The following is a 25,295-nucleotide window of genomic DNA, read 5'->3' as shown; positions in this document are numbered from 1 at the left end:
GGCTGCGGCTGGAGCCGCCCCCGCCGTTGGTCCACCCCGCCACGCTGCCGGTCACGGTGGCCCGGGCCTTGGGCCAGCTGGCCATCTGCTCCGACTGGCGCCGCGTGGTCCGCACGGTCCGGATAATCGCGAAAACGGCGGCCACCATAAACAGCGCCCACACGCCATAGATGATCATTCTCATGCGTTCCCCCTGGTTGCGTTATGTCCGAAGTATGCCATTTTGCGGCCGCAGCCCCTCAGGCCGGAAGCCGGTAGCCGCCGTGTGCGAGCTCCGCCAGCCCATCCGTGAGCAGCCCGGCCAGCGCCCGTTCCAACTGTTCAGGCGCTGAATTGAGCCGGTGCAGGGCAGCCAGCGGCACACCGATTCCTTCCGGCGCGAACCCCAGGTCCGCCGGCGGGGCCTGGAACAGGTCCGGGGGAACCGGCGCGTCCGCGAGGCGCAGGACGGCAAGCACGGCGCCGCGGACCTGCCGGTCGGTGCCGTGCCACGCCTGGCCTTTGGGGATGTACGACGGCGGCGGCTCGCCTGCGGCCAGCCACGCACAGGAGTCCCGGACCGGGCAGGCAACGCATTTGGGTGCCCGGGCCGTGCACACCATGGCGCCCAGCTCCATGACCGCGGCGTTCCAGCGGACGGAGGCGCCGTCGTCGGCCGGCAGCAGCGCGGTGGCCAGGCGCATCTCGGCTGCGGTCAGGGCGGGGGCCGGCAGCGCCGTTCCGGATACCAGGCGGGCGTGGACGCGCCGGATGTTGGTGTCCACCACAGTTTCGCGTCGGCCGAATGCGAAGGCCGCCACCGCGGCGGCCGTGTAGCTGCCCACACCAGGCAACTGGAGCAGCTCGGAATGGGTTGCGGGGACGCTGCCACCATGGTCCTGCACAATGGCGGCCGCCGCCGCGTGGAGCCGCAATGCCCTGCGCGGATATCCGAGCCTTCCCCAGGCCCGGACGGCTTCTCCTGCCGGAACTGCTGCCAGGGCGGCGGGGGTGGGCCAGCGTTCCAGCCATTCGTGCCAAACGGGCAGCACCCTGACCACGGGTGTCTGCTGCAGCATGATCTCGCTGACCAGGACGCCCCAGGGGCTGCAGGCCGGATCCCGCCAGGGCAGGTCGCGGGCGGTTTCGTCAAACCAGCCGTTGATCCGTGCGTGCAGGGAACTGAGCCCGGCTTCGCCGCCGGCAGGCGGCGCGGGAACTGTGGTGGTGGGGGTTTTGGTATCGATCCCCACACTGTAATGGAAGTTCTCCGGCGGGTTGAAACGCGATGTGACCAGCCCGTTGGCCGTCCGGCGGCGTGGTGGCCCCGCAGAGCAGTGCCGGTTCTCTAGCCTAGGAGGATGGGCAGGCAAGGCAGTACATCATCGCGCGGTAAAAGCGCGGCTTCGGCGGCAACGGGTGCCGGCAGGCCGGGCGCTGCCGTGTACCGGCGCCGCAGGCTGTTTGCCGGCGGCGCACTGCTCCTGGCGTTGGCCCTGCTGATGGGCGGGCTGGCCCTGGGCGGCGCCTTCGGTGGCGGGTCCGAGCAGGCCTCAGCCACGGACCCCGCTCCCAGCGGAACGGCCGCCGCGCCAACCAGTGCCGCTGCCACCCCTACTCCCACGCCGTCCGTGGCCCCGTCCTGCAACCAGAACCTGGTCACCGTCTCCGCAGCCACGGACAAGGGCGCCTACGGGCCGGACGACAAACCGCTGCTGACCCTGAAGGTCACCAACGGCGGCACCATGCCCTGCGAGGTCAACATCGGCACCTCGCAGATGGAATTCCTGGTCACCAGCGGTGCCGACCGGATCTTCTCGTCCCGGGACTGCCAGTCCACCAGCGAGGACCTCATCAAAACCGTCGCGCCCGGTGCCAGCGAAACGGCCAACTTTCCGTGGTCGCAGGCCAGGAGTGTTGAAGGCTGCCAGCCGGTTTCGGCCAAGCCCGGCGGCGGTGGGGCCTACTACATCTTCACCGCGAAGCTCGGCTCCAAAGCCAGCCCCAAGGCTGTTTTCCAGCTCAACTGAGCCGGTTTGTGGCCGCGGTCCAGTTTTGCAGGGCCGGGGTTAGAGGAAGCGGTCCAGCAGGCTGGCCTCGGCCATGCGGCTCAGGCCCTCCCTGACCGTGCGGGCACGCTGGTCGCCGATGCCGTCCACTGTCATCAGGTCATCGATGGTGGCGGCCATCAGGAACTGGAGCCCGCCGAAGTGGTCCACCAGCCGGTCCGCCACGGCTTTGGGAACCGCCTTCAGGCCGGACAGGAGCCGGTACCCGCGCGGCTGGACCACGGCGTCAAGGTTGTCCACGCCGCTGGCGAAGCCCACCATGCCGGCGATCCTGCTGAGGTCGATCAATTCGGTGGGGCCCAGGTTGACCAGGGCGCTCACGGCCTTTTCGATGTCTTCGGGGGAGGCATCGGGGCCCGCGTAGTCGCGGATGATCACATCGCTGCCCGGCCCGCGGCCCACGGTGAGTTCATCCAGCTGCAGGGAGAGCAGCCTGCCGTCCTCACCGAGCTCCAGGACGTACTGGGCTATTTCCTCGGAGATGCGGCGGACCATTTCCTGGCGCTGCAGGGTGACGGCGACGTCCCGCACCGTCACCATCGCCTCGATCTCCAGGGCGGAGAGGGAACTGGTGACCTGGTCAAGCCGGGAGCGGTACCGCTCGAGGGTGGCCAAGGCCTGGTTGGCGCGGGCCAGGACCTTTTCCGAGCCCTCCAGCACGTGCCGCAGGCCGTTGACGTAGAGAGCGATGATCTGCATGGACTGGCTCACGGAAATGACCGGGACGCCCGTCTGGATGGCCACGCGCTCCGCGGTGCGGTGCCGGGTGCCCGATTCCTGGGTTTCGATGCTGGAGTCCGGGACCAGCTGGACGGCGGCGCGCAGGATGTTTCCCGCGTCCTTGTCGCAGATGATGGCCCCGTCCATCTTGGCCAGTTCACGCAGCCGGGTGGGGGAGAAGTCGATGCCGATGTCGAAGCCGCCCGAGCAGATGGAGTCGATGGTCCGGTCCGAGCCCAGGACGATCAGCGCACCCGTCCGGCCCCGGAGGATCCGTTCCAGGCCGTCACGCAGCGGAGTCCCGGGCGCCACCCTGCCCAGCGTTGCCTTGAGTGATTCTTCAGGGCTCCGCGCCATGGTTGTCCCTTCAAAGGTGCGGACCTGTGCCCGCCGGAATGCCGGCTTCCGCACTCTGCCGGCAGGATGAAAAGTGCATAGTTTCCTGCAAGCTCAATGATAGGGGTAAGAATTGTGTCCATCCGCACAGGCAAGCCTTAAAGTGCCCCGTGGGAAGGGAGCGGCGCAGGGGGTCCGAATGCCTCCCCGCGTTGTGCTCGGGAGGGCGCTTTTGGCCTGGCCGTGCCGCATGCCCGGGGCGCCGTGTGCCCTGCCGGACCGCCAAGCCCCGCCCCACCCAACTAGGTCGCAGTTGTTGTCGTTTTGGGGGCTCATAACGACAACAACTGCGACCTAGTTGGGGGGAATGGGATCAGGCGGGGTGGGGCACCTTCAAGGCGGCCGCCAGTTCAGCAGCTGTGGGCGGGTTGGCGCCGGGCCGGCCCACGGTGATCGCCGCGGCCGCCGCGGCCATCCGGCCCAGCCCTTCCACGGTGGCCGGTTCCAGTTCGCCCGGCGCTACCGCCAGCAGGCCGGAAATCAGGGCCGCCATGTAGGAATCGCCGGCCCCGATGGTGTCCGCCACTACGGAAGGTACCGCCGGAACACGCAGCGTGGTGACCTGGGTAGCCAGCAGCGCCCCCTCCGCGCCGAGGGTCACCACTGCCAGGCGTGCGCCGCGCCGCACCAGTTCCGCCGCAACGTCCGCCGGATCGCGGCGGGGATACAGCCAGGCTGCATCCTCGTCGCTGAGTTTGATGACATCCGCCAGCTGGACCAGGTCCTCAAAGCCGGCCAGGGTTGCCGCGTGGCTGCCCAGCAGGTCCGGGCGGATGTTGGGATCGTAGGTGACCAGGGATGTGCCCTGCGCCTGCTCCAGGAGGCCGCGGACCGATTCGGCGCCCGGGGCAAGGAAGCTGGCGATCGAACCGGTGTGCAGCACCCGGGGTGGCGCCGTTAGCGCGGCGGAATCCCAGGCCGGCAGGTCCCAATGGATGCTGAAGCTGTAGCGGGCCGATCCGTCCGGCGCCAGGGTGGCGGCGGCAGTGGAGGTGGGCCCGGTCCTCGGCGACCCGGACAGGATCCCCACCCCTGCCCGGACCAGGTGCTCCGCCACCAGCGCGCCGTGCCGGTCCGTGCCCAGGCAGGTGAGGAAGCCCGTGGGCACACCCAGCCGGCCCAGGCCGTAGGCCACATTGGCGGGGGAACCGCCGGGATGTTCGGTGGTGCCGGCGCTGGTGGTGACGATGTCCACCAGCGCCTCGCCCACCACCACCACGTCAAGGCCGGTACCACGGGTGTCCTGGGCCGCCACGGTCAGGCCACGTCCCACAGCTGCAGCGAGGCGCCGGCGGTGCCGCCGTCCGCGAACAGGCTGATGGTGCTGTGGGCCGGGTCCGGGAAGATCAGTTCGGTCATGCTGACCAGGCCGTCCTGGCCAAAAACCTCCACGGAGCAGTGGTCAACAAAGATCCGGAACGAGTAGGTTCCGTCCGGGCCCGGCAGGATGGGCGCCGTGCTGGCAGAGGCAAACGATGGGTCGAAGCCGGTGTCGCCGGACAGCGTCCGGTCCAGGACCAGGCTGCCGGCACCGGGCCGGATGCTGATCCGGGTCCCCGCAGTGCCGTCGGCGGTGCCGCGGACCACAATGCCGAACACGTCAGCCGATTCCGGCGTGAAGGTGACGTGGAGCAACTGGACCGGGGTGCCGCCGTCGACCGCCACGCTGCCGGCGACGGCGACCTCCGTGCGGGCGGCGGCCACCGCTCCTGCGGTGACCTCCGGCGCGATGGCCTGGACCAGCCGGGGCTGCCCCGCAATTTCGGTGAGCCACACGTCGCGGACCAGGCTCATGGGGCTCCGCCACGGCGCGGTGGGGATCCGGTTGGCGTACTGCCAGTTGTTCATCCAGCCGATCATCAGCCGCCGGCCGGCCGGGACGTTGCTGAAGGACACCGCGGCGTAGTAGTCCCGGCCCCAGTCCAGCCAGTGGTAATCGGCCAGCCGGGAGTCGTCCTGCAGGCCTTCGGTGACGGTGGTTTCGGAGCTGAACCGTGTGCCGTCGAAGTGGCCCACGAAGTACTGTCCGGCCGAACCGCCGTTGGGGCCGCCGGGGTTCATGTTCACGGTGAGCACCCACTTGGTGCGCTCCGGGTTGCCGTCCACCGGCAGCTCGAAGAGGTCAGGGCACTCCCACACCCCGCCGGTGCCGTTGGCGGGCCCGAAGGTGCTCAAGTACGTCCAGTCCAGCAGGTTGTCCGACCGGTACAGCAGCACCGCGAAATCCAGAGCCTCGACGGCGGCCATGACCCAGTAGCTGCCGGCGGGGCCCTCGTACCGGAACACCTTGGGGTCCCGGAACTCCGGCGAGTTCCGGGTCAGGACGGGGTTCCCGGCGTACTTGGTCCACGTGTAGCCGCCGTCCGCGCTCCAGGCGACCGACTGCGCCTGCGTGCCCTGGTGCTCGGAGGCCGGCCGGTAGGCGCTGGTGTAGAGGGCCACCAGCGGCGCCGTCCCGGCCGCCCCGAGCCCCGAGGTGTTCTCCTGGTCCACCACGATGCTGCCGGAGAAGATCTCTTCGGTTTCATCGCAGCGGATGGCCACCGGCTGTTCCACCCAGTCCACCAGGTCCGTGGAGGTGGCGTGGCCCCACGACAGGTTGCCGTGGACGTTCCCGTACGGGTTGTTCTGGAAGTACAGGTGGTACGTGCCGTCGAGGAACACCAGGCCGTTGGGGTCGTTGAGCCAGGTGTCCCGGGCGGCGAAGTGGCGTGCCGGCCGGTAGGCCTCAAGGGTGGGCGTGGCGGGGTTCATGGATGCGTCTCGTTTCGTGCTGCAGGTACGGGCTGGCGTGCTGTGTTTTGGGTCAGGAGTTTTGCTGGAACCGGTCGTAGGCCTGCTGGTAGATGTCGATCATCCGGTCCACGCCGACGTTCTCCAGTTGGGAGACGTAGCCGTCCCATTCGCTGTCGATGCCGCCGGAGACAATCCACTTGGCAGTGGTCTGCTTGACCAGGGCGGAGACGTCGGTTTCGATGGTGCCGATCTGCTGGATTTCCTCGTTTGACAGGGCCACCGGCGGGTAGCCGTCATTGGCTGCAAACGGTTTGTATTTTTCCTGGATGGTCTTTTGCCGTTCCGCGGCGCGGGGCTCGGGGGCCACCACTTTCTCGAAGTTTTCGGCGGTGTTGGCCTTAGGGCCGCCGGGGGCCACCTTCTGGCGGCGCTCGCCTTCGCTGGTCCCTGCCGGAGCGGGGATCTGGGTCAGCAGGCCGGTGGCGGCGTCTTTTTGCAGGGTTTCGCCGATGGGGCCCCAGTTGGCCTGTGCTGACTGGAGGGGGTCGTAGAGGTTGTCGGCCCAGCGCATGGTGGCTGCCGGGTACTTGTTGGTCCGGGTCACGGCGAAGGCGCCGCGGGCGATCTCCTGGTTGTTGGACTGGCTGGCCAGCCGCTTGCCGTCCACGCCTTCGAGGACGGGCAGCAGCGCGTAGTCCGCCGCCCGGTCAGCGCCCACCATTTCCTTGATTTCCCACCAGACGAACGAGCCGAGGTTTGCCGTGCTGGCCTTGCCCTTGGCCAGGTACGCCTTGTCGTCCTGGGAGAAGGACTCCGGATCGATCAGGCCTTCCTGGTACCACTGGTGCAGGGTGCCGATGGCTTTTTTGTAGCCGTCCTGCGTGGCGGTGTAGATGACTTTGCCGTCCTGGACGATCCGGTGGTCCATGTTGTCGGGGACCCCGCCCAGGGCGGCGATGAGGTCCACGATGTCCCCGCACCACGAGCCGGGCATAAAGCTCAGCGGGATGGTCCGGCCCGTCCCGGAGGCGTCCTTGGCCTTGAACGCCAGCAGGGCGTTGTGGAGTTCGTCAACAGTTTTAGGCATCGGGATGCCGAGCTTGTCCAACCAGGCGGTATTGATGGCCATTTCGTTGGGGAACTGGACCAGGCCCAGCTCCTCAACGGAGGGCAGGGAGTAGATGTGCCCGTCGGAGGAGGTGATGGCAGCCTTGATGTCCGGCCGGTCCGCCAGGATTTTCGCCAGGTTCGGGGCGTTTTTGTCGATCAGGCCCTCCAGCGGGACCAGGGTGCCGCTGGCGGCGTAGGTGGTGATTTCCGCGTCGGTGAGGCCGCTGTTGAAAAATGCGTCCGGCAGGTCGCCGCTGGCCAGGATGAGGTTCTTCTTTTCCTTGAACACCGCTTCGGGGAGGTTTTCCCAGTCGATGTGCACGTTGGTGTCCTTTTCCCACTGCTGCACCAGCGACATGCTGCCGTAGTCAGGGGCCAGGGCGGATTTGGTGCCGGAGAACGTGAGGGTCAGCTTGTCCTTGACGATCGGGAAGCCGGTCTCCTGGAAGCCGAATTCGGCGGAGGCGTCCTGGATCTCGGCGGTGCCTTTGGAGCCCGAGCAGGCGGTGAACAGCATTGTTCCTGCCATGAGGGTGCCAAGGACGGCGAGTTTGCGGCGGCTGGTGGCCATGGGTCGATCCTTTTCTTGGTGCGGGACTTGGTGCGGGAGGTGCGGAAGGTGGGGCGGCGGCGCGAGGGGAGTGCCGCCGTCGGACGATACGGAAGGGAGCGTCAGCTCTTGACGGCGCCGATCATGGTGCCCTTGGTGAAGTGCTTCTGCATAAACGGCAGCGCGATCATCAGCGGGAGGCTGGAGACCACGATCATGGCGTATTTGGTAAGTTCGCCGATCCGCTGGGCTGCCGCGTAGGACTCGATGTCCCCGCCGGTGGTGCCGGCGGAGGAGACGTCGGACTGGATGAGGATGTTCCGCAGCACCAGCTGCAGCGGGTACTTGGTGTCGTCGTTAAGGAAGATGAGGGCGTCGAAGAACGAGTTCCAGTGCGCCACCACATGGACCATGACCATCAGCATGATCAGCGGCTTGGAGAGCGGGAGCACCATCCTGAAGAAGAACGTGAAGTCGTTGGCGCCGTCCATTTGGGCGGCTTCGCGGAGTTCGCCGGGGATGGTGTGTTCGAAGAAGGACCTGGCGATGATGAGGTTCCACACGCCTACCGCGCCGGGCAGGACCACCGCCCAGACCGTGTCCAGCATGCCCAGGTCGCGGACCACCAGGTACTTGGTGATGAGGCCGCCGTCGAAAAACATGGTGATGACAAAGAGCAGCATCAGGATTTTCCGGCCGGGCATGTCCTTGCGGGACAGGGCGTAGGCGCCGAACAGGATGGTGGTGACGCTGATGGCGGTGCCCAGGACGGTGTAAACCACCGTGTTTCCCAGGCCATTCCAGATCCGGCTGTCCGCGAAGATCCGCTGGTAACCCTCCAGCGTGACGCCGGAGGGGAACAACCAGACTTTGCCTTCGTAGACGGCGTTGGGATCGCTGATGGAGGCGATCACAATGAAGTAGAGGGGATAGACGACGGCGATGATGGACGCCGTGAGGATGGTGACCGCGGCGATGTTGAAGGCGGAGTCCGCCCACCGGTCGCGGAAGGAGAAGGTCCGCTTCGGGGCCGGAACCTGGCGGGCGGGGGTGGCCGGTGCGGGCACGGGCTTGGTGTTCAGGGACATAGCGGCATCACCAGAGGGTTGCTTGGTTGGCCCGGCGCGCAATCGTGTTGAAGACGAGCAGCAGCACCAGGTTGAGGACTGAGTTGAACAGGCCAATCGCGGCCGAGTAGCTGAACTGCGCCTGCTGCAGCCCGGCGTGGTAGACGTACGTCTGGATGATTTCCGACGTGGGCAGGTTCAGGTTGGTCTGCATCAGCAGTGCCTTCTCGAAGCCGACGTTGAGCAGGTTGCCGATGGCCAGGATGAACAGCACCGTGATGACGGGCATGATGCCCGGCAGGTCGATGTGGCGGATCCTTTGGAGCTTGGAGGCGCCGTCCACTTTGGCGGCGTCATGCAGGGCCGGGTCGATGCCGGACAGCGCCGCCAGGTAGACGATCATGGCGAAGCCGGCGTTCTGCCAGACATCCGAGATGACGTAGATGGGCCGGAACCACTCCGCCGAGCCCATAAAAAACACGGGCTCGCCGCCGGCCAACTGGATGGCGTTGTTCACCAGGCCGGACCGGGGGGAGAGCAGCACAAACATGATGCCAACCACCACCACTGTGGAGATGAAGGCCGGCGAATACAGCACCGTCTGCGTGAACTTCTTGAACCGTTCGCTCTGCAGCTGGTTGACCAGCAGGGCCAGGATGATGGGGATGGGGAACGCCACCACCAGGCCCAGGACAGCGATCCAGAGGGTGTTTCCCACCACCTGGCCGAACTGGTACGAGTTTACGAACCGGACGAAGTGCGCCAGGCCCACCCAGGGGCTGTCGGTGAAGCCGTCCACGGGGTTGTAGTTGCGGAAGGCGATCTGCACGCCGTACATCGGCCAGTATTTGAAGACGGCAATGTAGATGAGTGACGGCAGTAGTAATACGTATAACTGCCACGCCCTGGCCGCCCTTTTCAGGCGCAACGGCAGCGGCTTGCGGTGTGTGGCCCGTTGGGTGGACCTGTTGGGGGCGGCCGGCGGCGGTGCCGGCGTTGTCCCGGCCGCGATGCGGCTCATGGCAACTCCTTTGGATGTGTTACTGAATTGCGTTCCACCAGCGGGCAGGCCATGTATTCGACGGTCCCGTCGGGTTCGGCGCCCTGCAGGATGAGGTCCACAGCGCGGCGCCCCATTTCGATGAAGGGCAGTTCGAGGGTGGTCAGTCCCGGCCGCAGGTGCGGGGCGAGAGTTTCCTGGTTGTCGAAGCCGACGATGGAGACATCGTCGGGGATCGAGATGCGCAGCTCCGAGGCGGCCTGGTAGGCCCCCCATGCGGTGCGGTCGTTGGCGCAGAAGATGGCGGTGGGCGGGTGGCCGCCGCGCATCAGGTCCATGGTGTGGGTGAAACCGTCGAGTTCGTTGCCGCCGCCAAACCGGACCAGGTCCGGATTGGCCGGAAGCCCGGCCTCGGCGAGGGCGCGGACGTAGCCGTTGAAGCGTCCGACGGCGGCCGGCAGTTCGCTTTCCAGCGTTTCGATGTTGATCATCGCCACGCGCCGGTGCCCGGCGTCGAGCAGGCGGCGGGTGGCCGTGTAGCCGCCCAGCTCCTCGTCCGGCGCAACGCTGGGGAGCCGCCGCTGGCGGTCCTGCGAGTTCAGGACAACCGAGGGGACGCCCGAGAGGGCTTCGGGGACGTCCAGGCGGCGGTGGTACATGCCGGCATAAACGACTCCCGCCACCTTGTAGGAAAGCATGGAGTCCAGCGACGCCGTTTCCAGGGCCTTGTTGCCGCCGGTGTTCATGGTCAGCAGGAGGAGCCCGTCCTCCCAGGCCCTTTCCTGGGCGCCTTCGATGATCTTGCCGGCGAAGGGGGTGGTGGCCACGGCGTCGCCGAGGAAGCCGATGATGCCGGAGACGCCGTCGCGCAGGGTTTTGGCGTGGGCGTTGGTGCGGTAGCCGAGCTCCTGCACCGCGTCCTGGACCCGGACGCGGGTTTCCTCGGAGAACCTGCCGCCGGATGCCTGGTTGAGGACCAGCGATACGGTGGCCTGGGAGACGCCGGCGGCTGCCGCGACGTCATGCATGGTGGGTCCGGAATGGGGTCGGGACCTTGCCATCTGGCACCTCCTTGGGCCTTGGGTGATACGTAACAGTTATTCGTATAACTGCGAACAGGAAAAACTGTAACCTGCGCCATAGTGGTGCGTCAACAGTCCCCCGTCTCCGACTCCCAACTAGCTGGCAGTTGTTGTCGTTATGAGCCCCCAAAACGACAACAACTGCTAGTTAGTTGGGGAGGGTCAGGGGCTGCGGCGCTCGCGGACCATCCGCGCCAGGTCCGAGCTGACCCGCAGCAGCGAGGCCGCGCGCAGGGCCCGGTGCTCCGCCGCGCTTTGCTGGCCCCGGCGCTGGTTGGCCGGCGGTGGCGATCCGCCGGCGGCTGGGCCCTGCTGGCGCGGGGCGGCCGCTTCGAACGGATCGAAGAAGGGGTTGTAGGAAACCGGAACGCCGTGCACCGCTCAGGCCCCCGTCCAGGAAGGCAGCATGCCGGCAGGGGAGCGGCCCCCGGGTGGTGTCCTGCTGGGGCGCCGGTTCGCTGCGGTGATCATCCGGCCACGCTAGCGGGCCTGCATTTCGTTGTTTTGAACGTCCGGTTTCGGTGGCGTTAAGCGGGCGGGCCGCCGTTTGCGGCCCTGCGATAAACTGGAACTTGGCTTTTCCGCCGCCCCACAGGTTCCGCCAGAGCCCCGGGCAGACCCCACCGCAGCGAAGGTAGCACCGTGTCCCAAGAAGTCCTGACCCCCGCCCGGATCTCCGGGATCCACAAAGAGGCGGGCCGCCGCAGGACCTTTGCTGTCATTTCCCACCCTGACGCGGGCAAGTCCACCCTGACCGAGGCCCTGGCGCTGCACGCCAAGGTAATCGGCACCGCCGGCGCGTCCAGCGGCAAGGCCAACCGCAAGGAAACCGTCTCCGACTGGATGCAGATGGAAAAGGACAGGGGCATTTCCATCAGCTCCGCCGCCCTGCAGTTCTCCTACCGCGACACCGTGATCAACCTCCTGGACACCCCCGGCCACGCCGACTTCTCCGAGGACACTTACCGCGTGCTGGCCGCCGTCGACTGCGCAGTTATGCTGGTGGACGCCGCCAAGGGCCTGGAAACACAGACCATGAAGCTCTTCGAGGTCTGCAAGGCCCGCAACCTCCCCATCATCACCGTCATCAACAAATGGGACCGCCCCGGCCTCGACGCCCTGGCCCTGATGGACGAAATCACCGAACGCACGGGCCTCCAGCCCATGCCCCTGACCTGGGCCGTGGGCATCTCCGGTGACTTCCGCGGCGTCTGGGACCTGCGCAACGACCGCTTCGCCCGGTTCCAGCGCAATAACTCCGGCGCCCAGATCGCCCTCACCGAATACTTCACCCCGGACCAGGCCGCCGAAAGCCAGGGCAAGGATTGGACCGACGCCGTGGACGAGGCCGGCCTGGTGATCGAGTCAAACCTCGAATTCGATGTGGAAAGCTTCCACGCCGGCACCGCCACCCCCATCCTCTTCAGCTCCGCAGCTCTGAACTTCGGGGTCAAGGAACTGCTGGATGCACTGGTGGACTTCGCGCCGCCGGCCGCACCCCGGCCTGACGTGGAGGGCAACGCCCGCCCGGTGGAATCCCCCTTCTCCGGCTTCGTCTTCAAGGTCCAGGCCGGCATGAACAAGGCCCACCGGGACCACGTCGCCTTCATCCGCGTCTGCTCCGGTGTGTTCGAGCGAGGCATGGTGGTCACCCAGACCCGCACCGGGAAATCGTTCGCCACAAAGTACGCCCAGCAGGTTTTCGGCCGGGAACGCGAAGTCATCGACGAGGCCTTCCCGGGAGACGTGGTGGGCCTGGTCAACGCGTCCTCCCTCCGCGTGGGTGACAGCCTTTTCCTGGCCGACCCCGTGGAATATCCGGCCATCCCGCTGTTCGCCCCCGAACACTTCCAGGTGGCACGGTCCAAGGACCCCAGCAAGTTCAAGCAGTTCCGGCGCGGCATCGAGCAGCTCGAGCACGAGGGCGTCATCCAGGTGCTCCGCTCTGACGTCCGCGGCGACCAGGCCCCCGTGCTGGCCGCCGTAGGCCCCATGCAGTTCGAGGTGGTGGAGGACCGGATGGCCCACGACTTCAGCGCGCCCATGCGCCTGGAGCGCCTGCCGTACTCGTTGGCAAGAATTTCGACGGTGGATGCCATGCCTGCCCTGGCCAACGTCACCGGCGCCGAGGTGCTGCTGCGGTCCGACGGCGAATACCTCGCGCTCTTCAACGACGTGTGGGCCCTGCGCCGGATCGAGAAGAACCACCCCGACCTGACCCTGGTGCCCATCGGCACGCACAACCCCGCAAAGTAGGGCCCAAAACATGACTGCAGTCCAGCCACGTGCCCTGGTGACCGGCGCCGGAACCATCAACCCGCTGGGGTCCTCGGTGGCAGGGACCTGGGCCGGCCTCCTGGCCGGGAAGTCCGGAATCGCGGAACTGGACGAACCCTGGGCGGAGCAGCTGCCTGTAAAAATCGCGGGCCGCGCGCCGTCGGACCTCTCCGGGCACCTGAGCACCCGCGAGATCAAGCGCATGGACCGCTGCGGCCAGCTCGCGCTGATCGCTGCCCGGGAAGCGTGGGCCCAGGCCGGCGCCCCGGACGTTGACCCCGAGCGCTTCGCGGTGGTGATCGGCTCTGCGTACGGCGGGCTGGGCTCCACCCTGGAGCAGGACCGGACACTGGCCGCCTCCGGCCCGCGCAAAGTCTCCCCGCACACCCTGACCCGGCTGATGGTCAACGGCCCGGCGGCCTGGGTATCGATCGACCTCGGGGCCCGCGGCGGCGCGCGGACTCCGGTCAGCGCCTGCGCCTCCGGGGCTGAGGCGATTGTCCAGGGTGCCGAAATGATCCGCTCAGGAGCTGCCGACGTCGTGATTGCCGGCGGTGTTGACGCCTCAGTCAACGACCTGGTGATCACCGGCTTTTCGCAGATCCGCGCCTTGTCCACCCGCCCCGGCGATCCGCAGCTGGCCTCACGCCCGTTCGACGGCGGCCGGGACGGTTTTGTCCTCGCGGAGGGCGCAGGTGTGGTGGTGCTGGAAAGCGAAGCCCACGCCCGTGCCCGCGGCGCCGCCATACTGGGCGCGGTGGCCGGCGGGGCCGTGACGTCCGATGCCAACGACATCGTTGCCGCCGATCCGGCGATGCAGCGCCGCGTCATGCAGAAAGCGCTCGAATCGGCGGGCCTGGAAGCGGCCGGCATCGGGTTTGTGCACGCCCACGCTACCTCCACTCCCGTGGGGGACAAGCTCGAGGGGCAGGCCATCAACGCCATCTTCGGGCCCAATGTTCCGGTGACCTCCACCAAGGGACACACCGGCCACCTGCTGGGCGGCGCCGGCGCGCTGGCCGCAGTTGTGGTCCTCGAAGCCCTGCGCACCTCGCAGCTGCCGGCCACCCTGAACATGGAGGCGCTGGATCCGGAAGTTGACCTCGACGTGGTGACCGGACAGGTCCGCAACCTTACCGCGGACGCCCCGCGAGCGGGCCTGGTCAACGCCTTCGGCTTCGGCGGGCACAGTGTGGCGCTGGTGATCACCGCCGGCTGACGGGCCGGCAAACTGGCGCCGAAAGATTGTTGAACAATCTTGCGGCGTAAGGCATGATGGTTGAAGAGTCCAACCTGAGACGAGGGTCACATGCCGCACATCGATCTGAACAGTGACGTCGGGGAATCCTTCGGCAACTGGACCATGGGGGACGACGCCGCCGTCTTCCGGCACGTCACCAGCGCCAACGTGGCCTGTGGCTTCCACGCCGGGGACCCGGTCACCATCGCCCAAACCTGCCGCGACGCCGTGGCGGCGGGCGTGACCGTCGGCGCCCACGTGGGCTACCGGGACCTGGCCGGCTTCGGCCGCCGCTTCCTGGACTGCTCCGCCGTGGAACTAGCGGACGATGTCCTGTACCAGCTCGGCGCGCTGCAGGCGCTGGCCCGCGCCGCCGGCACCGAGGTCAGCTACGTCAAGCCGCACGGCGCCCTGTACAACGCGATTGTGCACCACGAGATCCACGCGCAGGCAGTGGTGGACGCCGTCCACGCCTTCAACCCGGAGCTGCCGCTGTTGCTCCTACCTGGCGCCGTGGCGCAGAAGAAAGCCGAAGCCCGCGGCATGACGGCCCTGTCCGAGGCCTTCGCCGACCGCGCCTACAATCCGGACGGCACCCTGGTGTCGCGCCGCGAGGAAGGGGCGGTGCTCCACGACCACGCCGCCATCACCGCCAACATGGTCCGGCTGGCCACGGAGGGCACCATCGTGGCCCGTGACGGGTCCGTCGTGAAAGTGCAGGCGGACAGCATCTGCGTGCACGGCGATACCCCCGGCGCGGTGGCCATGGCCGGCGCGGTCCGGTCAGGCCTTGCCGCCGCCGGCGTCACCGTGCGGAGCTTCGCGTGAGCATCACCGGCGTCCGCTGGTCCGGCCCCAACGCGGTCCTGGTGGAGCTCACCGGGCTGGCCGGCGTCCTTGCCCTCCACGACCGGCTGCAGGCCGAGCCGCTCCCCGGGCAGCTCGACGCCGTCGCCGGAGCAGCCACGGTGCTGGTCAAGTTCGGCTCCCGCTTCCACGCCGGGGCTGCCCGCGGGTTGCTGCCGCACCTGGACCTGGCGGCCCGCGGCCACCACGCGGGCAATGAGGTCACCATCGAGGTGGTGTACGACGGCGAGGACCTCGCCGAGGTGGGCCGCCTGACCGGCCTGGGTGCCGACGGTGTGGTGGCCGCCCATACCGGGCAGGTGTGGACGGGCGCCTTCGGCGGCTTTGCCCCGGGCTTCACCTACCTCGTGGGGGAAAACGACTCCTTGTCGGTGGCGCGGCGCAGCTCACCCAGGACGGCCGTGCCGGCCGGCTCCGTGGCGCTGGGCGGGGCCTTCTCGGCCGTCTACCCGAGGCAGTCGCCCGGCGGATGGCAGCTGCTGGGCCACACGTCCGCCGTGATGTGGGACCTGGGCCGGAAATCGCCGGCGCTGGTGCGGCCGGGGGATACCGTCCGCTACGTTGCCGTCCGCGAGAGGGTGGCAGTGCGTTCGGCCGTGGCCCCGGGCCCTGGGTCCGCGCCGGACCAGGCAGGCAGCGGGCTCCTGGTGCAGGCTCCGGGGCTGCAGTCGCTGGTCCAGGACCTGGGCCGGCCGGGATTCGGCGACCTCGGCGTTTCCGTGTCCGGCGCCGCTGACCCGCGCTCGGCCCGCCAGGCCAACCGGCTGGTGGGCAACGAACCGGGTTCCGCCGTCGTCGAAAACCTCCTGGGCGGACTTGCTGTCCAGGCCCGGGGCGACCAGGTCCTGGCCGTTGCCGGCGCTGCCGTCCGCCTGGAAGTCCGCGACGCCGACAACCAGTTGCTGCGGACGCCGGCCCTGCACACACCTTTTGCCCTGCTCGACGGCGAGACGCTGAGCCTCGGCGCCCCCGGAACCGGTGTGCGGAGCTACTTGGGCGTCCGTGGCGGGCTGGCGGTGGAGCCCGTGCTGGGCAGCCGGTCCAGCGACTCGATGTCCGGCATCGGACCGCCGCCGCTTGCTGCCGGCATGTTCCTGCCCATCGCTCCGGTGACCGGCGTCCATCCCGTGGGCCCGGCGGAAAGCACCCTGCTGCCCGTCGCGGACGGCCCCACGGAGCTGCGCGTCACCCTCGGCCCCCGCGATGACTGGTTCGGTCCGGCCGCCTTCACGGCCCTGGCCGGGCAGGACTGGCTGGTCAGTGAACAATCCAACCGGATCGGGGTCCGGCTCACGCCCGGACCTTCCGGCGGGGCCTGGCCGGCTGGTGAAGCAGCCACGCCGGGAGCTCCCGGCGCCGCGCTGGTCCGGACCCGCGAGGGTGAGCTCCCCAGTGAAGGAACGGTACCCGGCGCGTTGCAGGTCCCGCCCAACGGCCACCCCGTCCTTTTCCTGGCCGACCATCCGGTGACCGGCGGCTACCCGGTGATTGCCGTGGTTGTGCCCGGCGACCTGCCGTTGGCGGCGCAGCTGCAGCCCGGCCGCCCTGTCCGGTTCACCGTTGTGGACCCCACCACCCTCGCACCGGCAAACCAGGAACCTCCCCACCATGGTGAACCGGACCAGACCGCTTCAGAAGGAACCCAGCCATGAAAAAAGTCCTGATTGCCAACCGCGGCGAGATCGCCGTGCGGATCGCCCGTGCCTGCGCCGACGAGGGGCTGCAGTCCGTGGCCGTCTACTCCGACCCGGATGCTGACGCCCTGCACGTGCGGCTGGCGGACGAGGCGTACGCACTCGGCGGCAGCACAGGCGCCGAAACGTACCTGGAGATCGGCAAGATCCTGGCGGCCGCCGGCCGCTCCGGTGCCGACGCCGTGCACCCCGGCTACGGCTTCCTGTCCGAGAACGCAGAATTCGCGGAAGCTGTGATCGGGGCCGGCCTCACCTGGATCGGCCCGTCACCGGATTCCATCCGCTCCCTGGGCAACAAAGTCACCGCACGTGCCATCGCCGTTCGGGCCGGGGCGCCGCTGGTGCCCGGCAGCGACGGCCCGGTGGAAAACGCCGAGGACGTGCTCGCGTTCGCCCGGGCACACGGACTTCCGGTGGCCATCAAAGCAGCTTTCGGCGGCGGCGGCCGCGGCCTGAAGGTGGCGCGCCGGATGGAGGACGTGGCGGATGCGTTCGAATCGGCTGTCCGCGAATCCACCGTGGCTTTTGGCCGCGGCGAGTGCTTTGTGGAGCGGTTCCTGGACCGGCCGCGGCATGTGGAAGCCCAGGTCCTGGCCGATACCCACGGGAACGTGGTGGTGGTGGGGACCCGGGACTGCTCACTGCAGCGCCGGAACCAGAAACTGGTGGAGGAAGCCCCCGCGCCGTTCCTAACAGCAGGGCAGCGCGCGCAGATCCACGAATCGGCCAAGGCCATATGCCGCGAGGCGGAGTACCACGGCGCCGGAACCGTGGAATACCTGGTGGGCACGGACGGGATCATCTCCTTCCTGGAGGTCAACACCAGGCTCCAGGTGGAGCACCCGGTCACCGAGGAAACCTCCGGCGTGGACCTGGTCCGCCAGCAGTTCCGCATTGCCGCCGGCGGCGCCCTTGACCTTGCGGCGGACCCCGAACCGAAGGGCCACGCCATCGAGTTCCGGCTCAATGCGGAAGATCCCGCCCGGGGGTTCCTGCCCGGGCCCGGCACTGTGGTGGCCTTCGAACCGCCCACCGGCGCCGGGATCCGCGTGGACACCGGCGTCCGCTCCGGGTCGGTGGTGCCCGGCGAATACGACTCGCTGCTGGCCAAGCTCATTGTCCACGGTGAAGACCGGCCGCAGGCGCTCCGGCGGGCAGCGGCTGCGCTGGCCGAGATGCGGATCGAGGGCCTGCCCACCGTCCTGCCATTCCACCGGGCAGTGGTGCGCCATCCCGCGTTCACGGCTGAGGAGGGACTGGGCATCCACACCACCTGGATCGAAAACGACTTCGCCGGAGAGCTGGCGGCGTCCCCCGAGATCGCCCGCACCAACCCCGGCGCGGCACGGCGGACCCTGACCGTGGAGATTGACGGCAAAGCCGTGCAGTTGGGCCTGCCGGAGCAGTTTTACGCGGCGCTCCTCACCGGCGGCGACGCGGGCGGCCAGGCAGCGGCGGACGCTGCGGAGCAGGACGACGCCGGCCTGGCCTCGCCGATGTCCGGGTCACTGGTGAAATGGGTGGCCGAAGATGGCCAGGTTGAAGCCGGCCAGGCCGTCGCCGTGCTGGAGGCCATGAAGATGGAAACCGCGGTAACGGCCCACCGGAGCGGCACCTGGACGCGAGGCGCGCAGGAGGCGGGTGCCGCCGTCGGACGCGGTGATCTTCTGGGCCGGATCTCGTAGCCGGCCTTCGACGGCCTGGCGGTCCCGGAACGTTGAGTAGATTGGACGGATGCCCATGAACGAAGCACTCCAGGGGATCGCCGACGGCGGCCACGCAGCGCACGCCCATACCGGGGCGTGGGTTGCCGGCGTGCTCCGCGCCCGGATTTCGGCCGGGCAGTTGCCGCCCGGGTCAAAATTGTCCGAACAGAAGCTCTCGGAGGCCCTCGGGGTTTCCCGCAACACCCTCCGTGAGGCGTTTACGGTGCTGGCCGGCGAGTCCGTGGTGCAGCGGATCCCGAACCGGGGCGTCTACGTTGCGGCCCCGGGGGCGGATGATGTGCGCGAGATTTACCGGGTCCGCCGCCTGATCGAGCCCGCCGCCGTGCTGTGGGGCGATATTGACGAAGCCGCCCTGGCCGGCCTCGAAGCCATTATGGACAAGGCGCAAGCCGCCAGGGTTACGGCTTCGGTGCAGGGGATGGCGGACGCCAACCAGGACCTGCACAAGGCGCTGGTGGCGCTTTCCGGCAGTGCATCCCTCAGCGATCTGATGGAGAAGGTCCTGGCCGAGATGCGGCTGGTCTTCCACGCCATGGGCCCCACGCCGGACTTCCACAGCCACTACGTGGACAGAAATGTGGCCCTGGTGGCGCAGCTTCGCGCGGGGCAGCGGGACGAGGCGGCGGCCGGGCTCCGGCGGTATCTGGACGATTCCGAACAGGAACTGCTGGTGCACCTTGGGGTTGCACCGTCATCCGGCAGGTGAACCCGGATTAAAAGATGTGTGCGGCGGCCCTTCCGGGGCCACCGCACACATGCTGGCAGGCTGGTGCTGGAAATCAGTTTTTGAAAACGTCCTTGACGTTCTCGCCGGCCTTCTTCGCCGAAGCACCGGCCTGATCGGCCTTGCCCTCGGCTTCAAGCTTGTCATTGTCCGTTGCCTTGCCGGCAGCTTCCTTGACCTTGCCTACAGCGCTCTCGGCTGCGTTCTGGATCTTGTCTCCGATACCCATGTCTGCATTCCTTCCTGTTGCTGCGTTTACTTTTTCATTTGGCCACCCATTGCTGGGAGGATCCTGGACAATCGTCATACGTTGTCCAGAAATTTTGTGGGACCGTGCTGTCCCGGTCAGGGCCGTCCGGGCGGTCTGGTGTTTTTCCTTGCCGACAGGCGGCCACGGAGCCACCCGGCCACGGCGGTGACGACGACGGTAATGATCTTGTTCCTCATACCAGGTTCCTTCCTATGACGTTGGGCGGGGTGTTGACAGGCAGGTGTGCGGCTACAGAACCGCGGCTTTGTCGTTGCCCCGCTGGGTGCTGATGTTGAAAAGTACTGCCACTTTGCGGAGCGGAACCTCAAGGGCCGTCTCGAGGTTTGCTGTTACCTCGCCGTTGATCCGGGAGATGACGTCCTGGATGTCTGCCCGGTCCTCGACTTTGACGTCCAGGTTCAGCTCGGGCTGGTTCGCGCTGCCACGGATCAGTGCTGATGCCGAGGTGACGCCCGGCAACGCCTCAACTTCGTGGGCGACCGCGTCGGCCACAACCCGGGGTTCACACCTGGTATACCCGTCCCGGCCATGGTCGGAGTGCAGCCGCAGGGTGGAAGCCTGGTGGCGGCGGGGGATCTGGGCGCCGAGCCAGGAGAGCGCCAGCAGGGCGATGAGTGCTGCGCCGGCCAGGATCAAGGCTGCACCAACGGGATTCGACACAGCGTCGAGCGGGGGGCCGGCGAAGACCGGGTTTTCCGGTGCGGCAGGGACCAGTGCAAGGTTCGCGGCGGCGGCCAGGTCCTTACCCAGCCCACTGGCGAGCAGGACACCGGCACCGCCGGCGAGGAGCAGCACTACCGCGATGACCGCCAGCCATGCCCGGTTGAGCCTGCCTGCTGTTTCCCTCATGGTGTGTCCTTTTCTTTCTGCAACGGGGCCTCTGTTCTGCTCCGCCTGCCGACCTTGGCTGGCATCGAGTGGTTCGTGGTCCTGACCGGGCCAGGCGCTAATGCCTGGGAAAGTGGAGGGTTCATCCACTGCTCCTGACCCGGACGCTGACCCGTGGAGTCGGCGTCAGGCCCACGGTGCGGAACTTCTCCTCCAGGGACTCCTTGATGTCACGGGACAACGATCCGGGTTCATTCAGGCTGGTGGATACCACGACGGAGACCGATTTACCGCTGGCCGTTGCCGAACTGGACTCGACGCCGTCGGTTTGGTCAGCATGTGCTGCCGCGAGCCTGGCAAGGCCCCGGCGGCTGATGACCGTCTCTGTCAGGCCGGTGGAGGAAGAGCCGGTGATGGCTGCTCCCGTGCGCCGGCCCGGAAGCACCGCAGCAAAGAGCAGGAACACCCCTGCCAGCAGTGCCACGACCGATACTGCCCACACGCCTGGGTTGTTCCAGGTCAGCCCACGGACGGCATCGCCGGACGCCACGATGAAGCCAGGCCAGGCCCCGCCTGCCAGGTAGGCAACGGCGCCCCAGATTGCCAGCCCCGCGAGGACCAGCAGGACAAGGGAGGTGGCGGCGGCAGGGACCGTGCGGCTGGACCGCCGCTGCAGCGACTGGGATACGGGTTGCGTGCTCATAGGAGTTCCCTTCGCCCGGAAGCGCCGGAAGTGGAGGTCAGTGATTCGAAGTCGATATCCACTTGCCGGACATCAATGCCGCAGGCGGCGCTGACTTTCTCCCTGACCTCGCTGCGGAGCCGGTCAGCCGTTGCCCGCAGCGGTGCGGGGTAGCGCACCCCGGCGCTGATGTGCAGCGCAGCGACTTTCCCGCTGAGCCGGACCTTGACCTTGGGCCGGGCATCGTCATCCCGGTGCGAGCCGATCCCAAGGAAACCGCCGGCCGTGCCGTTAATGCCGGGAACCCCCGCCGCTACCTGGCCGGCAATTTTTTCGATGGCCTTCTCCGAGATGGTGAGCGATCCCCGTACTGCGGGTTCCGCCAATCCGCCCGGATGGCTGTTAGTTGCCGCGCTCATCTGCGGGAGCTGGCTCGGCCGGTCAATGCGCTGAGGTCCAGCTTGCCCTCAATGATGCGGGCTGCGGCCAGTCCAAGGGCGCCGAAGACGGCAACCAGGAGGAACGCGGAGAACCCGCCGAAAGCTGCTGCGAATCCGAGGGCCAGGCCTGTCATCAGGCCAAGGGCTGTGGTGTTCATGGAATGCCTTTTCTGCTGCGGGGCTCCTGCACCTGACTGGCTTGCAGGAGGAGTGGCGGGGCGGCGGGGAAGACGCGGGGGCGGCGCCTTCCCCGCTTGTGGAGATCCGGCCGGCTCGGGGGGCCTGCCGGATCAGCTGGGTCCGGGACTGCTACTGGAGATCCTTGTGGTTTGAATCGTCCTTGTCCTGGTCGTCCTCGGGGAGGTGGACGTCGGTGACGTTGATGTTCACCTCAATGACCTCGAGGCCGGTGGCGTCTTCCACTGATGCGATGACGTTCTTCCGGATCATCTGGCTGACTTCGACGATGGAGGCGTCGTGCTCCACCACGATCGTCAGGTCGATCGCGGCCTGACGCTCACCCTTTTCCACGCTGACACCGCCGCTGACGTTGGTCTGCGAACCGGGAATGCGTTCGGTGAGGCTGCTGAACGCCCGGCGGCCGGCGCTGCCCATGGCGTAGACGCCCGGGACTTCGCGGGTGGCGATACCGGCGATCTTCTGGACAACCGTTTCGGCGATGGTGGTGTTGCCCTTGTCGGTCTGCAGCGGGCCGACGTTCCTGGCCTTCTCGGTTTCCTTGGAGTGCTGCTCTGCGCGGCGTTCCTGCTCTTCGCCCGTAGCGGGGACAACTGCTGCGCGGCGGGAGTTCTGTTCGTCTGCCATGGGAATCCGGTCTCCTTCAAAGTTTTTTGCGTACACAGATAAAGACGCAACCGGCGGGCAATCCTCACGGCCTGTTCGGTAAATTTCTCAAATTCTTTTCCGGTCCCGGAAAGGGGAGCCCCGGAATCCCCTCCGATGCCCGTTGAACCGGCCCGGCCGGTTAGGCAGGCTGCTTACCTTATGCTGGTGGTGGCCTGCTGCCTGCTGATCAGGAACGCCGGCCACGGGGGATCGTTTAGAGGCAAGCGGTCGAGAAAGAGAACACATGGACGAGACAACGGAGCCGGACCTGCAGGCTGACCTGCATCCCGTGCCGCCGGAAGTGCCCGCCCCCTCCGGTGCAGAACCCCGGGACCCGGCGAACGCCTGGGACGACGGGGTGTGGACGCCGCTGGACGAACTTGATGCCCTGACGGTCGTTTCGAGGGCGCAGGACGGGGACGTTGAAGCCTTTGAATGGCTTCTGAACGCCTATCAGGGTGGCCTGTTCCGGTTGTGCCTGCGGATGCTTGATGACAGGACCGAAGCGGAGGACCTGGTCCAGGAGACGTTCATCAGCGCGTGGCGGGCCCTGCCCAACCTCACAGTCCCGCAGGCGTTCGTTCCCTGGCTGTACCGGACGGCCACCAATAAATGCCTGGACCTGCTCCGCCGCCGGAAGGGCCGCCCACCCGCGGGAACCGGCCAGGCCGGCGTGGCCGGGGACCGGGGCGACGCGGGACAAGACACCACTGCGGGCGCCCACGCTAGTATCGGACGAGGAGCCGGCACCGATCCGGCGAAGGAGTACGAGAACCAGGCGCAGATGCGGGCGCTGTCGGATTTGCTGCAAACGGTGCCGCCCGGGCCCAGGGCTTGCTGGCTGCTCAAGGAAGTCCATGAATTCTCATACCGGGAGATTGCGGCAATAGTGCAGCTCCCGGAGAGTACCGTCAGGGGCCGGATTGCACGGGCCAAACGCTTCCTTGCAGAGGGGATGGAACCATGGCGATGAACAGTGACCGTCCCCGGCTGGGATGCGGACGTGACCTTGATGAGTTCTGGGCCACCATCGACGAACCACCCACCAGCCATGAGCTCTCCTGCCCGGACTGCCAGAGCGCACGCAACGCCCTTTACCACCTGGCCAGTGTCACTGAATCAATGCGCGAGCGTGACCGGACGGAGCCGTCACTTCAGCCGGGTAACCGGGTGAAGGAGGCGGTGATGATGGTTGCCCGTGCGGAAATCCGGCGCGGCCGCAAAACAGCCCTCAAGGACACCCCGCTCGGCAGGATCGACATCAGCGAGCAGGCGTTGACAGCGCTGATCCGTTTCGCCGCGTCCACCCTTCCCGGGGTCCGCGCCCGGCGGTGCTCCATAGCCCCCATGCAACCAGGGACCCCCGTGCAACCAGGGACCACCGGTGTTCCGGTCCCCGAGGGAACCCAACTTACCGTCGAACTGCAGGTGGCGTTGGCTTCGACAGTGCGGATCCCGGACACCCTGGCGCAGGTACGCGAACGCGTCGGCGCCGTGGTGGAAGCCCAGACAGCACTGCTCGTCGGCTCGATCAATATCATTGTGGAGGACCTTTATGATCTCTGACCAGCCACTGGACGCCCGGGTGGTCAACCTCGATGTCCTCGCGGATGCGCTGACCGCGGCCCTCCTCAGCCAACCCGGGCTGCTCCGGCTCGAACCTACGGTGCGCAGCGTTATGCAGAAGTTCAAAATCACCTCGAAGGTGTTGCGCCAGGATACCGAAGCCGCGGGCGGCCAAACATCAACGGCCACGAGGGACGGGCTGCACATCACTGTTGACGACGGCCTGGTCCACGTCCAGGCCGATATCGCCACCGCAATTGACCACCGGGCCCTTGGCCTGGCGGAACACGCCCAGGAAATCATCGCAGACACGATCCGCCGCAACGGGCTGCGCGTGGGCGGCGTGGACGTCACCATCCTGGCCATCGAAGCCAGCCCCGGACACTGACCCCGGTCAGGGCACCAGGTAGGAACTGTCCCGGGCATCGGTGATCAGCATATGTCCCGGCGCGTGGCCGATCGCCAGTGGTGGCCCTGATTCCATCACGGCAGCCTGTGGGGTGACGCCGCAGGCCCAGAAGACCGGGATATGGCCCTCGGGGATCTCCACCGGATCGCCGAAGTGGGGCCGGGAGAGGTCGGTAATTCCCAGTTCCGCGGGGTTGCCCACGTGCACCGGGGCGCCGTGGACTGCCGGATACCGGGAGGTGATCCTCACGGCGTCGGCCACCTGGGAAGCGGGGATGGGCCGCATCGACACCACCATGGGCCCGGACATCCCGCCGGCAGGCTCGCACCGGAGGGACGTCCGGTACATTGGCACGTTGACCCCCTGATCGATGTGGGCCACGCGGATGCCACCTTCCTGCAGGGCGGCTTCAAACGTGAAGCTGCAGCCCACAATGAAAGTCACCAGGTCCTCGCGCCAGTAATCGAGGAGATGGGTGGGCTCGGCTGTCTTGATGCCGTTTTGGTACACCACATACCGGGCAACGTCGGTGCGGATGTCTCCGCCGGCAAGCAGCGCGCCGCTGGTTTCACCGGCGTCCAGCACCCCCAGGATGGGGCAGGGCTTCGGGTTCCGCTGCGCAAACAGCAGCACGTCGAAGGCCTGGGCCTTGGGCACGATAATCAGGTTGGCCTGCGCATAGCCGGCGCTCCAGCCGGCCGTGGGTGCCACCAGGCCGGCCCTGAACAGGGCGCGGGCTGCGGCAGGGGCCAGGCCGGCGGGATGCTGGGGGACGGCGCTGGCCAGGGAGGCGGTTGCGGCGGGCTGCGTGCGGTTCATGGTGTTCCATCCAGCTGGCGGTGATCCGGGTCACGGTGCCATTCCAGCTTAGTGACTGTCTGCAAAGCACGCAATAGATTGTTGAACAATATTTGAACGCCGTGACGCGTCGGCAGAGAGAACGACGGCGGCAGGGTACCCGCCGTCGCCGCCCTCCCGTCCTGCTTAGGCGTCCACGGCGGCCTTTTCCGCCAGT

Annotated in this window: 27 protein-coding genes and 1 pseudogene; 10 read left to right on the top strand and 18 right to left on the bottom strand. The window is 67.6% G+C overall.

Going from position 1 to position 25,295, the window contains the following annotated elements; all coding sequences use genetic code 11:
- Together ASF72_RS21185 and ASF72_RS19490 are read right to left on the bottom strand one after the other, a co-directional pair.
- A pseudogene (locus ASF72_RS21185) lies at positions 1-184 on the bottom strand (DUF3592 domain-containing protein); the annotation flags it as partial.
- Between the two features lie 55 nt (positions 185-239).
- Complete coding sequence (locus ASF72_RS19490; protein WP_327019601.1) at positions 240-1,058, bottom strand: A/G-specific adenine glycosylase; 819 nt, start codon at positions 1,056-1,058, stop codon at positions 240-242.
- A gap of 282 nt (positions 1,059-1,340) precedes the next feature.
- On the opposite strand from ASF72_RS19490, the gene ASF72_RS19485 reads away from it, so the two are divergent.
- The gene (locus tag ASF72_RS19485; RefSeq protein ID WP_056601683.1) at positions 1,341-2,009 is read left to right on the top strand and encodes a hypothetical protein; all 669 of its coding nucleotides are present in this window, start codon (positions 1,341-1,343) and stop codon (positions 2,007-2,009) included.
- A gap of 39 nt (positions 2,010-2,048) precedes the next feature.
- Here the strand turns inward: ASF72_RS19485 and disA are convergent, their stop codons facing one another.
- The 8 genes from disA to ASF72_RS19445 form a co-directional block, all read right to left on the bottom strand.
- A complete protein-coding gene (gene disA / locus ASF72_RS19480; protein ID WP_050683571.1) occupies positions 2,049-3,125 on the bottom strand; it encodes a DNA integrity scanning diadenylate cyclase DisA in 1,077 nt (358 codons plus the stop codon).
- A gap of 352 nt (positions 3,126-3,477) precedes the next feature.
- On the bottom strand, positions 3,478-4,437 hold the full coding sequence (locus ASF72_RS19475; protein ID WP_235504800.1) for a carbohydrate kinase family protein: 960 nt from the start codon (positions 4,435-4,437) through the stop codon (positions 3,478-3,480).
- Entirely contained in the window at positions 4,422-5,918 is a 1,497-nt protein-coding gene (locus tag ASF72_RS19470) for a glycoside hydrolase family 32 protein (protein ID WP_056601679.1), read from the bottom strand. Before ASF72_RS19470 ends, ASF72_RS19475 begins: the two co-directional genes overlap by 16 nt.
- A gap of 52 nt (positions 5,919-5,970) precedes the next feature.
- Positions 5,971-7,581 (bottom strand): ABC transporter substrate-binding protein, encoded by a 1,611-nt coding sequence (locus ASF72_RS19465; RefSeq protein WP_056601676.1) that lies wholly within the window; start codon positions 7,579-7,581, stop codon positions 5,971-5,973.
- Positions 7,582-7,682: 101 nt separating this feature from the next.
- Positions 7,683-8,648 (bottom strand): carbohydrate ABC transporter permease, encoded by a 966-nt coding sequence (locus ASF72_RS19460; protein WP_082484592.1) that lies wholly within the window; start codon positions 8,646-8,648, stop codon positions 7,683-7,685.
- A 7-nt stretch (positions 8,649-8,655) separates the two neighbouring features.
- Positions 8,656-9,648: an ABC transporter permease gene (locus ASF72_RS19455; RefSeq protein ID WP_050683565.1), complete on the bottom strand. Its 993-nt coding sequence runs from the start codon at positions 9,646-9,648 to the stop codon at positions 8,656-8,658.
- Positions 9,645-10,688, bottom strand: a complete 1,044-nt coding sequence (locus ASF72_RS19450) for a LacI family DNA-binding transcriptional regulator (RefSeq protein ID WP_235504799.1) — start codon at positions 10,686-10,688, stop codon at positions 9,645-9,647. The genes ASF72_RS19455 and ASF72_RS19450 overlap by 4 nt, the downstream gene beginning before the upstream one ends.
- 183 nt (positions 10,689-10,871) lie before the next feature.
- Entirely contained in the window at positions 10,872-11,087 is a 216-nt protein-coding gene (locus ASF72_RS19445) for a hypothetical protein (protein WP_056601673.1), read from the bottom strand.
- A 264-nt stretch (positions 11,088-11,351) separates the two neighbouring features.
- Here ASF72_RS19445 and ASF72_RS19440 point away from each other — a divergent pair, with 264 nt between their 5' ends.
- The 6 genes from ASF72_RS19440 (at position 11,352) to ASF72_RS19415 (ending at position 19,220) form a co-directional block, all read left to right on the top strand.
- Positions 11,352-12,965: a peptide chain release factor 3 gene (locus ASF72_RS19440; RefSeq protein ID WP_056601670.1), complete on the top strand. Its 1,614-nt coding sequence runs from the start codon at positions 11,352-11,354 to the stop codon at positions 12,963-12,965.
- Between the two features lie 10 nt (positions 12,966-12,975).
- Positions 12,976-14,205: a beta-ketoacyl-[acyl-carrier-protein] synthase family protein gene (locus tag ASF72_RS19435; protein ID WP_056601667.1), complete on the top strand. Its 1,230-nt coding sequence runs from the start codon at positions 12,976-12,978 to the stop codon at positions 14,203-14,205.
- 90 nt (positions 14,206-14,295) lie between these two features.
- A complete protein-coding gene (locus tag ASF72_RS19430; RefSeq protein ID WP_056601664.1) occupies positions 14,296-15,054 on the top strand; it encodes a LamB/YcsF family protein in 759 nt (252 codons plus the stop codon).
- On the top strand, positions 15,051-16,745 hold the full coding sequence (locus ASF72_RS19425; RefSeq protein ID WP_056601661.1) for a carboxyltransferase domain-containing protein: 1,695 nt from the start codon (positions 15,051-15,053) through the stop codon (positions 16,743-16,745). The genes ASF72_RS19430 and ASF72_RS19425 overlap by 4 nt, the downstream gene beginning before the upstream one ends.
- Entirely contained in the window at positions 16,742-18,472 is a 1,731-nt protein-coding gene (locus tag ASF72_RS19420) for an acetyl/propionyl/methylcrotonyl-CoA carboxylase subunit alpha (protein WP_056601658.1), read from the top strand. Before ASF72_RS19425 ends, ASF72_RS19420 begins: the two co-directional genes overlap by 4 nt.
- A 49-nt stretch (positions 18,473-18,521) precedes the next feature.
- Positions 18,522-19,220 carry a GntR family transcriptional regulator gene (locus ASF72_RS19415; RefSeq protein WP_056601655.1) on the top strand — a complete coding sequence of 233 codons (699 nt, stop codon included), beginning with the start codon at positions 18,522-18,524 and terminating at the stop codon, positions 19,218-19,220.
- A 73-nt stretch (positions 19,221-19,293) separates the two neighbouring features.
- Here the strand turns inward: ASF72_RS19415 and ASF72_RS20215 are convergent, their stop codons facing one another.
- From ASF72_RS20215 to ASF72_RS19390, 6 genes are all read right to left on the bottom strand, one after another.
- Positions 19,294-19,467: a CsbD family protein gene (locus ASF72_RS20215; RefSeq protein ID WP_082178094.1), complete on the bottom strand. Its 174-nt coding sequence runs from the start codon at positions 19,465-19,467 to the stop codon at positions 19,294-19,296.
- 270 nt (positions 19,468-19,737) lie between these two features.
- On the bottom strand, positions 19,738-20,358 hold the full coding sequence (locus tag ASF72_RS19410) for a hypothetical protein (protein WP_056601652.1): 621 nt from the start codon (positions 20,356-20,358) through the stop codon (positions 19,738-19,740).
- 121 nt (positions 20,359-20,479) lie between these two features.
- A complete protein-coding gene (locus ASF72_RS19405; RefSeq protein ID WP_056601649.1) occupies positions 20,480-21,040 on the bottom strand; it encodes a DUF6286 domain-containing protein in 561 nt (186 codons plus the stop codon).
- Entirely contained in the window at positions 21,037-21,438 is a 402-nt protein-coding gene (locus ASF72_RS19400) for an Asp23/Gls24 family envelope stress response protein (RefSeq protein WP_082484591.1), read from the bottom strand. Before ASF72_RS19400 ends, ASF72_RS19405 begins: the two co-directional genes overlap by 4 nt.
- Positions 21,435-21,617: a hypothetical protein gene (locus ASF72_RS19395; protein ID WP_050683553.1), complete on the bottom strand. Its 183-nt coding sequence runs from the start codon at positions 21,615-21,617 to the stop codon at positions 21,435-21,437. The genes ASF72_RS19400 and ASF72_RS19395 overlap by 4 nt, the downstream gene beginning before the upstream one ends.
- Positions 21,618-21,768: 151 nt before the next feature.
- On the bottom strand, positions 21,769-22,284 hold the full coding sequence (locus ASF72_RS19390; RefSeq protein ID WP_056601644.1) for an Asp23/Gls24 family envelope stress response protein: 516 nt from the start codon (positions 22,282-22,284) through the stop codon (positions 21,769-21,771).
- Between the two features lie 265 nt (positions 22,285-22,549).
- Here ASF72_RS19390 and ASF72_RS19385 point away from each other — a divergent pair, with 265 nt between their 5' ends.
- From ASF72_RS19385 to ASF72_RS19375, 3 genes are read left to right on the top strand one after another with little or no spacing between them, the layout of a single operon-like run.
- Positions 22,550-23,278, top strand: coding sequence for an RNA polymerase sigma factor (locus ASF72_RS19385; protein WP_056601641.1), 729 nt, complete (start codon positions 22,550-22,552; stop codon positions 23,276-23,278).
- Positions 23,269-23,871 (top strand): Asp23/Gls24 family envelope stress response protein, encoded by a 603-nt coding sequence (locus ASF72_RS19380; protein WP_082484589.1) that lies wholly within the window; start codon positions 23,269-23,271, stop codon positions 23,869-23,871. Before ASF72_RS19385 ends, ASF72_RS19380 begins: the two co-directional genes overlap by 10 nt.
- On the top strand, positions 23,861-24,259 hold the full coding sequence (locus ASF72_RS19375) for a hypothetical protein (RefSeq protein ID WP_050683549.1): 399 nt from the start codon (positions 23,861-23,863) through the stop codon (positions 24,257-24,259). Before ASF72_RS19380 ends, ASF72_RS19375 begins: the two co-directional genes overlap by 11 nt.
- Positions 24,260-24,265: 6 nt before the next feature.
- Here the strand turns inward: ASF72_RS19375 and ASF72_RS19370 are convergent, their stop codons facing one another.
- Both ASF72_RS19370 and ASF72_RS21180 read right to left on the bottom strand, forming a co-directional pair.
- The gene (locus tag ASF72_RS19370; RefSeq protein WP_050683548.1) at positions 24,266-25,099 is read right to left on the bottom strand and encodes a putative hydro-lyase; all 834 of its coding nucleotides are present in this window, start codon (positions 25,097-25,099) and stop codon (positions 24,266-24,268) included.
- Positions 25,096-25,295, bottom strand: a 200-nt coding sequence (locus ASF72_RS21180; protein WP_235504798.1) for a hypothetical protein, incomplete at its 5' end; no start/stop codon positions are given. The genes ASF72_RS19370 and ASF72_RS21180, both read right to left, overlap by 4 nt.

The sequence above is a fragment of the Arthrobacter sp. Leaf141 genome, assembly GCF_001424565.1.
In the GTDB taxonomy this organism is placed as follows: Bacteria; Actinomycetota; Actinomycetes; order Actinomycetales; family Micrococcaceae; genus Arthrobacter.
This window is presented reverse-complemented; position numbering and strand designations above follow the sequence as displayed.

Coding starts and splice junctions, on each gene's coding strand:
- ASF72_RS19490 (WP_327019601.1), bottom strand. CDS start 1,058: ATGCTGCAGCAGACACCCGTGGTCAGGGTGCTGCCCGTTTGGCACGAA.
- ASF72_RS19485 (WP_056601683.1), top strand. CDS start 1,341: ATGGGCAGGCAAGGCAGTACATCATCGCGCGGTAAAAGCGCGGCTTCG.
- disA (WP_050683571.1), bottom strand. CDS start 3,125: ATGGCGCGGAGCCCTGAAGAATCACTCAAGGCAACGCTGGGCAGGGTG.
- ASF72_RS19470 (WP_056601679.1), bottom strand. CDS start 5,918: ATGAACCCCGCCACGCCCACCCTTGAGGCCTACCGGCCGGCACGCCAC.
- ASF72_RS19465 (WP_056601676.1), bottom strand. CDS start 7,581: ATGGCCACCAGCCGCCGCAAACTCGCCGTCCTTGGCACCCTCATGGCA.
- ASF72_RS19460 (WP_082484592.1), bottom strand. CDS start 8,648: ATGTCCCTGAACACCAAGCCCGTGCCCGCACCGGCCACCCCCGCCCGC.
- ASF72_RS19455 (WP_050683565.1), bottom strand. CDS start 9,648: ATGAGCCGCATCGCGGCCGGGACAACGCCGGCACCGCCGCCGGCCGCC.
- ASF72_RS19450 (WP_235504799.1), bottom strand. CDS start 10,688: ATGGCAAGGTCCCGACCCCATTCCGGACCCACCATGCATGACGTCGCG.
- ASF72_RS19435 (WP_056601667.1), top strand. CDS start 12,976: ATGACTGCAGTCCAGCCACGTGCCCTGGTGACCGGCGCCGGAACCATC.
- ASF72_RS19430 (WP_056601664.1), top strand. CDS start 14,296: ATGCCGCACATCGATCTGAACAGTGACGTCGGGGAATCCTTCGGCAAC.
- ASF72_RS19420 (WP_056601658.1), top strand. CDS start 16,742: ATGAAAAAAGTCCTGATTGCCAACCGCGGCGAGATCGCCGTGCGGATC.
- ASF72_RS19415 (WP_056601655.1), top strand. CDS start 18,522: ATGCCCATGAACGAAGCACTCCAGGGGATCGCCGACGGCGGCCACGCA.
- ASF72_RS20215 (WP_082178094.1), bottom strand. CDS start 19,467: ATGGGTATCGGAGACAAGATCCAGAACGCAGCCGAGAGCGCTGTAGGC.
- ASF72_RS19410 (WP_056601652.1), bottom strand. CDS start 20,358: ATGAGGGAAACAGCAGGCAGGCTCAACCGGGCATGGCTGGCGGTCATC.
- ASF72_RS19405 (WP_056601649.1), bottom strand. CDS start 21,040: ATGAGCACGCAACCCGTATCCCAGTCGCTGCAGCGGCGGTCCAGCCGC.
- ASF72_RS19400 (WP_082484591.1), bottom strand. CDS start 21,438: ATGAGCGCGGCAACTAACAGCCATCCGGGCGGATTGGCGGAACCCGCA.
- ASF72_RS19395 (WP_050683553.1), bottom strand. CDS start 21,617: ATGAACACCACAGCCCTTGGCCTGATGACAGGCCTGGCCCTCGGATTC.
- ASF72_RS19390 (WP_056601644.1), bottom strand. CDS start 22,284: ATGGCAGACGAACAGAACTCCCGCCGCGCAGCAGTTGTCCCCGCTACG.
- ASF72_RS19385 (WP_056601641.1), top strand. CDS start 22,550: ATGGACGAGACAACGGAGCCGGACCTGCAGGCTGACCTGCATCCCGTG.
- ASF72_RS19380 (WP_082484589.1), top strand. CDS start 23,269: ATGGCGATGAACAGTGACCGTCCCCGGCTGGGATGCGGACGTGACCTT.
- ASF72_RS19375 (WP_050683549.1), top strand. CDS start 23,861: ATGATCTCTGACCAGCCACTGGACGCCCGGGTGGTCAACCTCGATGTC.
- ASF72_RS19370 (WP_050683548.1), bottom strand. CDS start 25,099: ATGAACCGCACGCAGCCCGCCGCAACCGCCTCCCTGGCCAGCGCCGTC.